Raw genomic sequence first — 13,508 nt, forward strand, 5'->3', positions numbered from 1 at the left:
TGAGGAGGGCCGGTGGACACTGATCTCACCGCTGCCTATGACCGGTGTCGTGAGCTGCACAAACGTCACGGCCGCACCTACTATCTCGCCACCCGACTGCTCCCCGCTTGGAAACGACGACACGTGCACGCCCTCTACGGGTTCACCCGGTTCGCGGACGAGATCGTCGACCGCACCGAGGACCTGCCGGCGGCCGAGCGGGCTGCCCGCCTAGACGACTGGGCCAGCCAGTTCATGGCCGGCCTGCACGGTGCGTCGGTTGACGACCCGCTGCTGCCGGCGGTGTTGCACACGATCGCCGTCTTCGATCTCGACCGGGACGATTTTGCGTCGTTTCTGAAGAGCATGGCGATGGACCTGACCGTCACCGCGTACCCGACCTACGACCATCTGCTCGACTACATGGAGGGCTCGGCGGCGGTCATCGGCACCATGATGCTGCCGATCCTGGGCAGCTCCGACCCGGCCGCGGCACGGGAGCCGGCGCGGCAGCTCGGCTTCGCCTTCCAACTCACCAATTTCATCCGGGACGTCGCGGAGGACCTTGGCCGGGGCCGCACCTACCTGCCGGATGAGGACCTGGCGAAGTTCGGGGTCACCCGCGACGAGTTGGTCGAGGCCCGCGCCCGGGGTCGCGGCACGTCCCGGATCCGCGAGCTGATCGAGTACGAGGTGACCCGCGCCCAGGCGCACTACGCCGCTGCCGCGCCGGGCATCACCATGCTGGCACCGGCTTCGCAGGCCTGCATGCGCACCGCCTACGCCCTCTACGGGGGCATCCTCGACGAGGTAGCCGCGAAGGATTACGACGTCTTCGTCCGGCGGGCCGTGGTGCCGCAGCGGCGACGGATGGCGGTGGCCGCCCGGGCTCTGCTCACTGCGGCCGGTACGCCGGTCGCCGTCCCGGGTCCGACGGTCGATCCGGCGGCCCGGTGACCGAAAGCACCGCGATCGTGCTCCTCACCCGCGACCTGCGGGTGCACGATCACCCGGCGCTGGCCACCACCTGTGCGGCCTTCGACCGGGTGGTGCCGCTCTACGTGCTCGACCCCGAGCTGGCCGGTCTGTCGGCCAACCGCACCCGGTTTCTGCACCAGGCCCTCGCCGACCTGCGCACCCAGCTGCGCGAGTGTGGTGGTGACCTGGTGGTGCGACACGGTGACGCGGTAGTCGAGACGATCCGGCTGGCCGGCGAGGTCGGGGCCACCGCAGTGGCGCTCTCCGCCGACGTCAGCCACTACGCCCGCCGCAGGGAGGGGCGACTGCGAGACGGGTGCGAGCAGCGCGGGCTGCACCTGCGCCTGTTTCCCGGGCTGACCGTGGTGGAGCCGGGCGCGTTGCGGCCCGGTGGAGGCGGCGACCACTACCGGGTGTTCAGCCCCTACCACCGGGCCTGGGTGGCCAAACAGTGGCGCGAGGAGTTGGCCGCGCCGCGTCGGGTGGCGCTGCCCGACGGTGTGCGCGTGGGCAACCTCCCGACGCCGCCGGTCGGGGACTCGCCCGACGCGGCGATCGGCGGTGAGCGGGTCGCCCGGCAGCGGCTCACCGACTGGCTGCCCGACCTGAACCAGTACGCGGATCAGCACGACGACATGGCCGGTGACGACACCTCCCGGCTCAGCCCGTACCTGCGCTTCGGCTGCATGTCCCCGCTGGCGGTGGCCAACCGCGCCGGGGACCGGACCGGGCCGTTCGTCCGGCAACTCTGCTGGCGGGACTTCTACTACCAGGTCACCGCCGCCTTCCCAGAAATCTCGACCGCCGCATACCGGCGGGGTGCCACCGAGCAGTGGCGCTACGACGACGACGCGTTGGCGGCCTGGGCCGAGGGGCGGACGGGGATGCCGATCGTCGACGCCGGGATGCGGCAGATGCGGACGCAGGGCTGGATGCACAACCGAGCCCGGTTGATCACGGCCGGCTACCTGACCAAGCACCTCGGGCAGGACTGGCGTGCGGGGGTGGCGGTGTTCTTCCGGTGGCTGCTGGACGGGGACGTGGCGAACAACTCCGGCAACTGGCAGTGGGTCGCCGGCACCGGCAACGACACCAAGCCCTACCGGGGGTTCAACCCGGTCCGGCAGGCCGAACGGTATGACCCGGCCGGCGACTACGTGCGTCGGTGGGTGCCCGAGTTGGCGGGGGTGCAGGGCAAGGCCATCCACCAACCGTGGAAGCTGCCCGACCAGCTCCGCGGTGCACTGGACTACCCACCGCCGCTCACTGTGCCCGGCACCGACCCCGTCTGGCTGCGCTGACCTGCCGCACCGTAGGCGGCCGGCCGGGTGCGCGTACCGACTTTTCCTCCGACCCCGGTGGTTGCGCTGGTGTCGCTGGGGGATGCTGTTCCAGTGGCGGATCCGGAGCTGGTGGATGTGGTCGTGGTGGGGCTCGGGGTCGGCGGCGAGGAGGTGGCCGGGCGACTCGCCGAGGCCGGCCTGAGCGTCGTCGGTATCGAGCGGGACCTGGTTGGCGGGGAGTGCCCGTACTGGGGCTGTATCCCGAGCAAGATGATGATCAGGGCCGCCAACGCGCTCGCCGAGGCCCGGCGGGTCGATGGGCTGGCCGGGACGGCGCAGGTCCAGCCGGACTGGGCGCCGGTGGCGAAGCGGATCCGCGAGGAGGCCACCGACACCTGGGACGACACGGTTGCGGCGCAGCGATTCATCGGCAAGGGCGGCCGGCTCGTCCGCGGCAGCGGCCGGTTCGACGGCCCCGGTCGGGTCCGAGTCGGTGACCAGGTGTTCGAGGCTCGGCATGGGGTCGTGCTGGGCACCGGCTCCCGTCCGTCGGTGCCGCCGATCGACGGCCTCGCCGACACCCCGTACTGGACCAACCACCAGGCGATCGAGGCCGACCAACTGCCGGAGTCGCTGCTGGTGCTCGGCGGCGGCGCGATCGGCTTGGAGTTGGCGCAGGTCTTCGCCCGGTTCGGGGTGCGGGTCACCGTGGTGGAGGCCCTCGACCGGGTGTTGGCCGTCGAGGAGCCGGAGGCGTCCGACGTCGCCGCCGCGGCGCTGCGCGCCGACGGCGTGGAGATCCACACCGGGGTACGCGCCGAGCGGGTCGAGCACGACGGCACCCGGTTCACCCTGCGCGGTGGCGGCGGTACGGAGTTCACCGCCGACCGGCTGCTGGTGGTCACCGGACGCAAGGCCCACCTGGAGGAGCTCGGGTTGGACACGATCGGCGTGGACGCCAGCCAGCGTTACCTGCCGGTCGACGACCGTCTGCACGTCACCGACCAGGTCTGGGCAGTTGGCGACGTGACCGGCGAGGGCGCCTTCACCCACATCGCCATGTATCAGGCGGGGATCGTGATCTCCGACGTGCTGGCCCGCGCCCGGCAGGCGGAGGCAGGGGCGGACGCCAGCGGGACCTCCAGTGTGGTCGGCGGTGCGATGGGCGCGTCCAGTTCGCTGGCCGCCAGCGGGTCGAGCGGGTCGGCCGGCACCGTCCCGCGGGCCGACTACCGCGCGCTGCCCCGGGTGACCTTCACCGATCCCGAGGTTGGCGCGGTCGGGCTCACCGAGCGGCAGGCCCGGGAGCGCGGGATCAACGTGCAGGTCGGTTTCACCAAGCTCGGCAGCTCGACGCGGGGTTGGATCCACCAGGTCGGCGACGACGGTTTCATCAAGCTCGTCGCGGACGCCGACCAGGGCGTGCTGATCGGCGCGACCTCGGTCGGCCCGGCCGGCGGTGAGGTGCTCTCCGGGCTGGTGGTGGCGGTGCACGCGGCGGTGCCGCTGAGCCAGCTCCGCCACATGATCTACGCCTACCCGACCTTCCACCGAACCATCGAGGCGGCGCTGCACGACCTGTCCTGACGGCGGCGTCAGGCAAGATGCGGCAACGAGCGCGCAACTGCCGCGCACTTTGCTGTTCATTTCTTTCATCACCGTGACGTACGATTGCGACCGTGACCAAGCGGTTGACTGAAGTTGCCAAGAAGGCGGGCGTCAGCGAGGCCACCGTCAGCCGGGTGCTCAACGGCCGTGACGGAGTCTCCGAGGCGACCCGGACCGCCGTGCTGACCGCGCTGGACGTGCTCGGTTACGAGCGGCCGACGAAACTGCGTGGCGAACGCGCCCGGCTCGTCGGGCTGGTGCTGCCCGAGTTGCAGAACCCGATCTTCCCGGCGCTGGCCGAGGTGGTCACCGGGACTCTCGCCCAACGCGGCTACACCCCGGCCCTCTGTGCCCGGACCATCGGTGGTGTGTCCGAAATGGACTACGTCGAGATGCTCCTCGACCACCAGGTCTCCGGGGTGATCTTCGCCGGTGGCTCGTACGCACTCGCCGACGCCCGGCACGACCACTACCGTCGGCTGACCGACCGGGGCCTCCCGGTCGTGCTTGTCAACGCAGGTGTGGACGAGTTGGGCTTCCCGCGAGTCTCCACGGACGACGCGGTGGCGGTGGAGCAGGCGTACGGGCATCTGCGCTCACTCGGGCACGAACGGATCGGCATGGTGCTCGGCCCGGAGGGGCATGTGCCGTCCCGGCGCAAACTGAACGCGATGATCCAGGCCGCGGGCTGGGGTGACGACGTGGCTGAGTGCGTCGAGCGTTCCAGCTTCTCCATGGAAGGCGCGCGGGTCGCCGCGACCAAACTGGTCGAGCGTGGCGTGACCGGCATCATCTGCGCCAGCGACGTACTGGCGTTGGGCACGATCCGTGCGGCCCGGCGGCTGGGTCGCTCGGTGCCGACCGATGTGTCGGTGGTGGGCTTCGACGACTCCGCGTTCATGACGTGCACCGACCCGCCGTTGACCACGGTGCGGCAGCCGATCGAGACGATGGGGCAGGCTGCCGTGGACCTGCTGGTCACCCAGATCGAAGGCGCCGGCGTGCTGCACGACGAGTTGCTGTTCGAGCCCGAGCTGGTGGTGCGCGGCTCGACCGCGCCGGCCCCTGGTCGCTAGGGACCGCACCGCACGACGCTTCGGCCGTCGACCGCTCGCGCGGTCGGCGGCCGCTTTCGTCGTTGCTGGCCATGAGCGGGATCGACCGAGCCGGATGGCCCTCCATAAGCGAGCAAAAGCCAACAACTCGGGCCACTTTCACGGCCTTGCCAACATCTGTCGTAATCACGTCGTGTCTTTTCGGGGCAGGGTCGATACCTTGCCGAAATGAGTCGGCCTCGTTACAGTGACTCCACTCACACCTGGCTCCGACGCAGCTACTGGGCGTCAGGTCGCATCACCGCAGATCAGCGAAGGTCATTGGAGACACCCGTTCCCGAAGGGATGGACAGATGTCCGTACCGCAATACCGAAAGGCTGCGGCGGTTGCGCTCGTGGCCGGCCTGGGGCTCAGCCTCACGGCATGCTCCACAAAGGGCGACGACAAGGACACGACCGCCGGCGGCAAGGTCACCATCACGGTCGACTGCCAGCCGGTCGGTGCCCAGAAAGAGCTGTTGAAGAACTGGAACGACGACGTCGCCGAGTTCCAGAAGCAGAACCCGGACATCACCATCAAGAGCGTCAGCGTCGGCGAGCAGTGCAACAACCCGCCGGACTTCACCGCTCGGCTCGCCGGCGGCACCGTGACCGACGTGTTCTACGGGTACATGACCGACCTGGCGCAGGTGCTCGACTCCGGTCAGGCGATGGACATCACCCAGTACGCCAACAAGGACACAATCTCCACCTGGGACAGCGTCGACCCGGCGCTCAAGGGGGTCTTCACCGACGGCGGCAAGCTCTACGCCGTTCCGGTGAAGAACTACTCGATGGGCCTGGTCTACAACAAGGTCCTGTTCCAGAAGGCCGGGCTCGACGCGAACAACCCGCCCAAGACCTGGGCCGACGTCCGGGCCGCCGCCAAGAAGATCTCCGCCCTCGGCAACGGCATCGCCGGTTACTCGGAGTACAGCGCCGGCAACACCGGTGGTTGGCACTTCACCTCCCTGCTCTACTCGCAGGGCGGCCAGGTGCTGACCGAGGACGGCAAGAAGGCCGACTTCAACAACGCCATGGGCAAGCAGGTCCTGCAGAACATCAAGGACATGCGGTACGGCGACAACAGCATGGGCTCCCGCCAGCTGCTGCAGTGGGGCGACCTGCTGACGAACGCCGGCGCGGGCAAGGTCGGCATGTTCATCGGCGCACCGGACGCCACCCAGGCGATCGTCAGCCAGTTCCAGGGCAAGTTCCAGGACTGGGCGATGAGCCCGCTGCCCGGCCAGGACGGCGCGGCAAAGGGGACGCTCGGTGGTGGCGAGGGCTACTTCTTCAAGAAGGACCTCACTCCCGAGCAGGTGAAGGCCGGCCTGAAGTGGATCGCGTACCAGAAGTTGACGCCGGGCAAGGGCCAGTTCGACTACGTCCGGGCCAAGCCGCAGAACTACCCGGTTGGTCTGCCCCAGCCGCTGCTCTTCGCCAACGGAAGTGACGCGCAGAAGCAGGAGCTCGAACTGCGTAAGGCGAACGCCAACGTCGACACGGCGAACTTCGCGCTCTTCGAGGCGACCCCGGTCCCGATCAAGGGCGAGCCGCGCAACGCGCAGGCGGTCTACGCGGTGCTCGACGCAGCGATGTCCGGTGTGCTGACCAACCCGAACTCGAACATCGACGCGCTGCTCAAGACCGCCGAGGAGAAGGTCAACCAACTCCTCGCCGCCGAGAGCTGACCGATCGTGTGGGGGCCGGGACGCCGACCCGGCCCCCACACCATCCGCCGAACATCGTCGACGTCACCGACTCACCCAGGAGTTGCCTTGGCGATCACCACCGTCCCGGAGACCCCCAGGAAACCGGGCCGCCCGCCGTCGCCGTACTCGGCGAGGCCGCAGCGAACCAGCCCCGGCCGCAAGGTACGGGACAACCTCACCGGTCACGCGTTCCTGATCGGCGCGGTGCTCTGCTTCGTCGTCTTCTCCTGGTACCCGATGATCCGCGGCATCCTGATGAGCTTCCAGCGCACCCGGCGCGGCGAGACCACCTGGGTGGGCTGGGACAACTACACCCGCATCATCGCCGACCCCAGCTTCTGGCCCGCCTGGAAGAACACGTTCTACTTCACGGTGCTCGCCCTCGTCCTCGGGTACGCGGTGCCGTTCTTCGTGGCGATCCTGCTCAACGAGTTTCGGCACGCCAAGGGTTACCTGCGCATCCTGGTCTACCTGCCGGTGATGCTGCCCCCGGCGTCCGCGCTGTTCCTCTTCAAGTTCTACGCCTACGACCCCAGCGAGGCCGGGCTCTTCAACGCGATCCTGAAGGCGCTGCACCTGCCCACCTCGCAGTGGATGCAGTCGCCCGAGATGACGATGCCGGCGATGGTGGTCGCATCCACCTGGATGAACATGGGCGGCGCGGTGCTGATCTACCTGGCGTCGTTGCAGAACATCCCCGGCGAACTCTACGAGGCGGCCGAGCTCGACGGCGCCGGGATCTGGCGGCGCATTCGCCACGTGACGATCCCGCAGACCCGGCTGATCCTCGCGCTCCTGGCGATGCTGCAGATCGTCGCCACGATGCAGCTCTTCATCGAGCCACTGATCCTCGCCAACGGTGCGGGCGCGGAGGACTCCGCGACCTCGGTGGCGTACCTCATCTACCAGCACGGGTTCTTCCAGAACGACCTCAACGGCGCCGCCGCGCTGGGCGTGATCATGCTCGTGGTGCTGGCCGGCTTCTCCGCCGTGTACGTGCGGCTGACTGCGAAACAGGACTAGGACGGCGAGGAATGGCACAGGACTCCGGAACCCGGACCCTCATCTCTCATGCCCAGCTCAGCCGAGGGCGCGGCAGGGTCATCTACTGGACGGTGCTCGCCGTCGTCGTCGCGGGCTTCACACTCGTCTTCCTCGGGCCGCTCTACTGGATGGTCACCGGCGCGCTCAAGTCCGGCCAGGAGATCGCGCAGACCCCACCCACGCTGTTCCCGAAGGATCCCCAGCCGCAGAACTACATCGACGCCTGGAACAACCTGGCCCTCGCCAAGCTGCTGTTCAACACCTTCTACTACGCGGTTGGCGCGGTGCTGTTCCAACTGGTCTTCGACAGCGCCGCCGCGTACTCCCTGTCCAAGCTTCGACCGATGTTCGGCAACGTGATCCTCGGCCTGATGCTGGGAACCCTGATGATCCCGGCGATGGTCCTCATCGTTCCGCAGTACGTGACCGTGCTCGACCTGCCGATCCTGCACATCAACCTGCTCGACTCACCGTTCGCGATCTGGCTGCCGATGGTCGCGAACGCGTTCAACATCTTCCTGTTGAAACGGTTCTTCGACTCGATTCCCGAGGAGTTGATGGCGGCGGCCCTCATGGACGGGGCGACGCCGCTGCGTACGCTCTGGTCGATCATCCTGCCGCTGTCGCGCCCCATCCTCGGCGTCGTCTCGATCTTCGCGGTGACGGCGGTCTGGAAGGACTTCCTCTGGCCGAAGCTGGTCATGCCGTCGCCCGAGACCCGGACGGTCAGCGTCGGCATCTACACCTTCGCGGGCGGTACGCCCATGAACGTGGTCATCGCCGCGTCGGTCATCGCCGCGATCCCGACCGTCATCATCTTCCTGATCTTCCAGCGGAACATCATGTCCGGCCTGACGGCAGGCAGCCTCAAGGGATAGCCGGCAGCGTAACCTCCCGCGGCGAACAACGACCGTTCGCCCGACACATAACCAGGTCCGGCGAACCCGCCGACGTACTGACCCAGAAAGCAGGTGCTCGTGTCCACAGCTGACAGAAGTCCGTGGTGGCGTGGAGCGGTGATCTACCAGGTGTATCCCCGGAGTTTCGCGGATGGCAACGGCGACGGCATCGGCGACATCGCTGGCATCCGGTCGCGGCTGAATCACCTGTCCGCGCTCGGCATCGACGCGATCTGGTTCAGCCCCTGGTACCCCTCCCCGATGGCCGACGCCGGCTACGACGTGTCCGACTACCGCGACATCGACCCGGTCTTCGGCAGCCTCGTCGAGGCGGAGGCGCTGATCGCCGAGGCGCACGCGCTGGGCATCCGGACCATCGTCGACGTGGTGCCCAACCACTGCTCCGACGCGCACCCCTGGTTCCAGGCCGCGCTCGCCGGTGGGCCCGACGCGCCCGAGCGGGACCTGTTCTGGTTCCGGCCCGGCCGGGGCCCCAACGGCGACCAGCGGCCCACCGACTGGATCGGTGAGTTCGGTGGCGAGACCTGGACCCGCACCACCAACCCGGACGGCACTCCCGGCGACTGGTACCTGCACCTGTTCGCACCGCAGCAGCCGGACTTCAACTGGGACCACCCCCGGGTACGGGCGGAATTCGAGGACATCCTGCGGTTCTGGTTCGACCGGGGCGTGGACGGCATCCGGATCGACTCGGCCGGGCTGCTGGTCAAGGACGGCACACTGCCCGAGGTTCAGCCCGACCAGCCGCACCCGTTCCACGACCTCGACGGGGTGCACGACATCTACCGGGGCTGGCGCCGGGTCGCCGACGAGTACACCGACCGCGCGCTGATCGGTGAGGTGTGGCTGCCGGACCGGCAGCGGTTCGCCAACTACCTGCGCCCGGACGAGCTGCACGCCGCGTTCAACTTCGACTTTCTCGGCTGCGCGTGGGACGCCTCGGCGCTGCGCGAGAGCATCGACGGGACGCTGAGCGCGCATGCGCCGGTCAACGCGCCGGCCACCTGGGTGCTCTCCAACCACGACGTCACCCGGCACGTCACCCGCTACGGGCGGGCGGACACCAGGTTCAGCTTCGCCGCCAAGCGGGAGGGGACCCCCACCGATCTGGAGCTGGGCACCCGCCGGGCCCGGGCCGCCGCGCTGCTGTCGCTGTCGCTGCCCGGCGCCGCCTACATCTATCAGGGCGAGGAGTTGGGCCTCTACGAGGTCGAGGACATTCCGTACGCGCTGCGTCAGGACCCGATGTGGGAACGTTCCGGCCGGATCGACCCCGGGCGGGACGGCTGCCGCGTACCGCTGCCCTGGGCTGGTGACGAGCCGCCGTTCGAGTTCAGCCCCGCCGGTGCCGCGGCGCCCTGGCTGCCTCAGCCGGCGGACTGGAAGGGCCGGACAGCCCTTGCGCAGACCGGAGACTCGGCGTCGATGCTGGAGCTGTACCGGGCGGCGATCCAGGCCCGGCGGGCCGACCCGGCACTCGGCGACGGCGAGCTGACCTGGCTGCCCGCGCCGGACGGGGTGCTCGCGTTCAGTCGCGGCGGTGGCTTCAGCTGCCTGGTCAACCTCTCCGACGCCCCGGTTCCGATGCCGGCCGAAGGTGCGGTACTGCTGGCCAGCGGGCCACTCGACGACGGGTTGCTGCCGTCGGACACCGCGGTCTGGCTGCGTACCGCGGGGGGCGGATCCGGCCTGACCTGACGCTGATCGCCGTGGTGCCGGCGGCCCGTCCCGGCCGTCGGCACCACGCCACCCACGAAAGGAGGAACGAGGGGGACGCGCGAAGCCGCACCGACACGGGGGGATCTGGCCTGCCTGACGAAAGGGAGAGCGCAGCTCATGGCCAACCACACCACCGGCACCCCGCACCACCTTCGACACCCAACCCGGGCAGGGTTGGCCGCCATCGCCGCCACCCTGCTCGCCGCCACATCGTTGACCGCCCTCGCGGTCACCGGCACCGCAACTCCGGCCGCGGCGGCCGGGCTGTCCCCCTTCGACATCGCCGGCCGGGGCGCCACCGTCCCGTTCGTCGAGCAGGAGGCGGAGGAGGCCGCCCACAACGGCACGAAGATCGGCCCGGACCGGCGCTACGGCACGTTGCCGTCCGAGGCGTCCGGCCGGGAGGCGGTCACCCTCGACGCCGTCGGCGAGTACGTCGAGTTCACTCTCACCGCTCCGGCCAACGCGGTCACCTTCCGCTACAGCCTGCCGGACAACACGACGGGCACCGGCCGGGACGCCGCCATCGATCTGCGGGCCAACGGGACACTGCTGAAGTCGGTCCCGGTAACGTCGAAGTACGGCTGGTACTACGGCGGCTATCCGTTCAACAACAACCCGGGCGACACCAACCCGCACCACTTCTATGACGAGACCCGGGCGATGTTCGGCGGCACTCAGCCCGCTGGCACGAAGATCCGGTTCCAGGTCTCCTCGACCGCCCAGTCGCCCACGTTCACCATCGACTTGGCCGACTTCGAGCTGGTCGCCCCGGCGATCACCAAGCCCAGCGGTGTGCTCGACGTGGTCACCGATTTCGGCGCCGACCCGAGCGGCGCGACCGACTCGACGGCGAAGTTCCAGGCGGCGGTCGACGCCGGAAAGGCCCAGGGCAGGGCGGTCTGGATCCCGACCGGCACCTTCACCCTCTGGGATCACGTGGTGGTCGACGGGGTGACCCTGCGCGGTGCCGGCCCCTGGTATTCGGTGCTCGGCGGCCGGCACCCCACCGAGCGGAACAGGTCCGTCGGCATCTACGGCAAGTACGTCCCCGGTGGCGGCTACACCGGGCCGGTCCGCTCGCACGAGGCGAACGGGCCGAGCCGCAACGTCACACTGCGAGACTTCGCCATCATCGGCGACATCCGCGAACGGGTCGACGACGACCAGGTAAACGCCCTGGGCGGGGCGATGACCAACTCGGTGGTCGACAACCTGTGGCTGGAGAACACCAAGGTCGGGGCGTGGATGGACGGCCCGATGGACAACTTCACCATCCGCAACAGTCGAATCCTGGACCAGACCGCGGACGGGGTGAACTTCCACACCGGCGTGACCAACTCGACGGTGACGAACACGTTCGTCCGCAACACCGGCGACGACGCGTTGGCGATGTGGGCGCAGAGCGTGCCGAACGTCAACAACTCCTTCACCTACAACACCATCGGCGTGACCCTGCTGGCGAACCACCTGGTCAGCTACGGCGGCCGGGACATCAAGATCACCGACAACGTGACGGCCGACTCGCTCACCAACGGCGGCGGCATCCACGTCGCGAACCGCTACCCGGGTGTGCAGGGCGCCACCGGGGTCCAGGGCACCTGGACGATCGCCCGGAACACGCTGATCCGCAACGGCAACTCGGACTACAACTGGAACTTCGGCGTCGGTGCGATCTGGTTCTCGGCACTGAACGAGGCGTTCCAGAACCCCACCATCAACATCACCGACACCGACATTCTGGACAGCTCGTACGCGGCGCTGCACTGGATCGAGGGCCAGACCAACGGGATCAACCTCAACAACGTGCGGATCGACGGCGCCGGCACGTACGCGCTCCAGGTGCAGGCGAACAGCCAGGTCTCGTTCACGAACGTGCGGGCCACGAACATCGCGCAGAGCAACCCGATCCACAACTGCGTCGGTGCTGGTTTCCAGATCACCCAGGGTTCCGGCAACTCCGGCTGGTACACCCCGACCCCGTACTGCGGCCCGTGGCCGAATCCGCAGTGGGGCGGCGGACCCACCACCCCGCCCCCGACCACCCCGGCACCCACCACTCCGGCACCCACCACGCCGCCCCCGACAACTCCGCCCCCGAGCAGCGGGAACCTGGCGCTGAACCGGTCGACGACGGCGACCAGCACCAACCAGAGCTACACGTCGTCCAACGCGGTGGATGGCAACGCCGCCAGCTACTGGGAGAGCGCCAACAACGCCTTCCCACAGTCGCTCACCGTCGACCTGGGCTCGGCCCGGCCGGTCGACCGGGTGGTACTCAAGCTGCCCGCCGGCTGGGAACGGCGTACCCAGACGTTGTCGGTGCTCGGCTCCACCGACGGTTCGTCGTACGCCACCCTGGCAGCGTCCGCAGGTCGGGTCTTCGACCCCGGCACGGGCAACGCCGTGTCGATCGGGCTGCCCTCCGGTGACCGCCGCTACCTCCGGGTCACCGTCGCCGGCAACACCGGCTGGCCGGCCGCCCAACTGTCCGAGGTCGAGGTGTACGGCAGCACGTCCAGCACGCCATCGCCCACCACACCACCCCCGACCACCCCACCGCCAACCACGCCACCCCCGACCACCCCGCCGCCGACCACGCCCCCGCCCAGCGGCAACCTGGCGGCCGGCCGGTCCGTCACCGAGACCAGCCACTCCGACGTGTACGCCGCGCCCAACACGGTGGACGGCAACCCGAACACGTACTGGGAGAGCGCCAACAACGCGTTCCCGCAGTCGCTGACGGTGGACCTGGGCGCCAACCGGACGGTGTCCCGGATCGTGCTGAAACTCCCACCATCATCGGCCTGGCAGACGCGCACGCAGACGCTCTCAGTGCTCGGGTCCACCAACGGATCAACGTTCACCACCCTGAAGGCGTACGCCGGCTACACCTTCAATCCGGGCAGCGGCAACACGGTCACCGTGACCTTCACGGCGACCAGCCAGCGGTATCTGCGGCTGACCATCACCGGTAACACCGGCTGGCCGGCCGGTCAGATCAGCGAGTTCGAGGTGTATTCCAGCTAGATCGGGTGCCCCCGCCCGCCCCGGGCGGGGGCACCAACCCGCACCGTCCCCCACCTGTCGCGGAACGACGGGCGTACCCCTGAACCCGTCGCCGGGCAACGCACCCGCACCCACCCCCGAAAGAGGTGTAGCGACCCC

At 69.1% G+C, this 13,508-nt stretch carries 9 protein-coding genes; all 9 read left to right on the forward strand.

Translation table 11 applies throughout. From position 1 onward, the window contains the following. Positions 1-12: 12 nt before the first annotated feature. The 9 genes from ACLQ28_RS05810 to ACLQ28_RS05850 all read left to right on the forward strand — a co-directional run bounded on the left by ACLQ28_RS05810 (position 13) and on the right by ACLQ28_RS05850 (position 13,370). A complete protein-coding gene (locus ACLQ28_RS05810; RefSeq protein ID WP_425685138.1) occupies positions 13-936 on the forward strand; it encodes a phytoene/squalene synthase family protein in 924 nt (307 codons plus the stop codon). Further along, positions 933-2,258, forward strand: a complete 1,326-nt coding sequence (locus ACLQ28_RS05815) for a cryptochrome/photolyase family protein (RefSeq protein WP_425685139.1) — start codon at positions 933-935, stop codon at positions 2,256-2,258. The genes ACLQ28_RS05810 and ACLQ28_RS05815 overlap by 4 nt, the downstream gene beginning before the upstream one ends. Positions 2,259-2,351: 93 nt before the next feature. Further along, complete coding sequence (locus ACLQ28_RS05820; RefSeq protein ID WP_425685140.1) at positions 2,352-3,827, forward strand: dihydrolipoyl dehydrogenase family protein; 1,476 nt, start codon at positions 2,352-2,354, stop codon at positions 3,825-3,827. A gap of 92 nt (positions 3,828-3,919) precedes the next feature. Further along, complete coding sequence (locus ACLQ28_RS05825; RefSeq protein WP_425685141.1) at positions 3,920-4,924, forward strand: LacI family DNA-binding transcriptional regulator; 1,005 nt, start codon at positions 3,920-3,922, stop codon at positions 4,922-4,924. A gap of 332 nt (positions 4,925-5,256) precedes the next feature. After that, positions 5,257-6,636: an ABC transporter substrate-binding protein gene (locus ACLQ28_RS05830; RefSeq protein ID WP_425685142.1), complete on the forward strand. Its 1,380-nt coding sequence runs from the start codon at positions 5,257-5,259 to the stop codon at positions 6,634-6,636. A gap of 87 nt (positions 6,637-6,723) precedes the next feature. After that, entirely contained in the window at positions 6,724-7,680 is a 957-nt protein-coding gene (locus tag ACLQ28_RS05835; RefSeq protein WP_425685143.1) for a carbohydrate ABC transporter permease, read from the forward strand. A gap of 11 nt (positions 7,681-7,691) precedes the next feature. Further along, positions 7,692-8,579, forward strand: a complete 888-nt coding sequence (locus tag ACLQ28_RS05840; RefSeq protein WP_425685144.1) for a carbohydrate ABC transporter permease — start codon at positions 7,692-7,694, stop codon at positions 8,577-8,579. Between the two features lie 99 nt (positions 8,580-8,678). Then, positions 8,679-10,319 carry a glycoside hydrolase family 13 protein gene (locus tag ACLQ28_RS05845; RefSeq protein ID WP_425685145.1) on the forward strand — a complete coding sequence of 547 codons (1,641 nt, stop codon included), beginning with the start codon at positions 8,679-8,681 and terminating at the stop codon, positions 10,317-10,319. A gap of 138 nt (positions 10,320-10,457) precedes the next feature. Continuing rightward, positions 10,458-13,370: a discoidin domain-containing protein gene (locus ACLQ28_RS05850; RefSeq protein WP_425685146.1), complete on the forward strand. Its 2,913-nt coding sequence runs from the start codon at positions 10,458-10,460 to the stop codon at positions 13,368-13,370. Positions 13,371-13,508: the final 138 nt, after the last annotated feature.

The organism is Micromonospora sp. DT201 (assembly GCF_049841575.1).
In the GTDB taxonomy this organism is placed as follows: Bacteria; Actinomycetota; Actinomycetes; order Mycobacteriales; family Micromonosporaceae; genus Micromonospora.

What these genes read in the sequence shown, in the direction of transcription:
- ACLQ28_RS05830 (WP_425685142.1), top strand. Translation starts at nt 5,257, where the DNA reads ATGTCCGTACCGCAATACCGAAAGGCTGCGGCGGTTGCGCTCGTGGCC.
- ACLQ28_RS05840 (WP_425685144.1), top strand. Translation starts at nt 7,692, where the DNA reads ATGGCACAGGACTCCGGAACCCGGACCCTCATCTCTCATGCCCAGCTC.
- ACLQ28_RS05850 (WP_425685146.1), top strand. Translation starts at nt 10,458, where the DNA reads ATGGCCAACCACACCACCGGCACCCCGCACCACCTTCGACACCCAACC.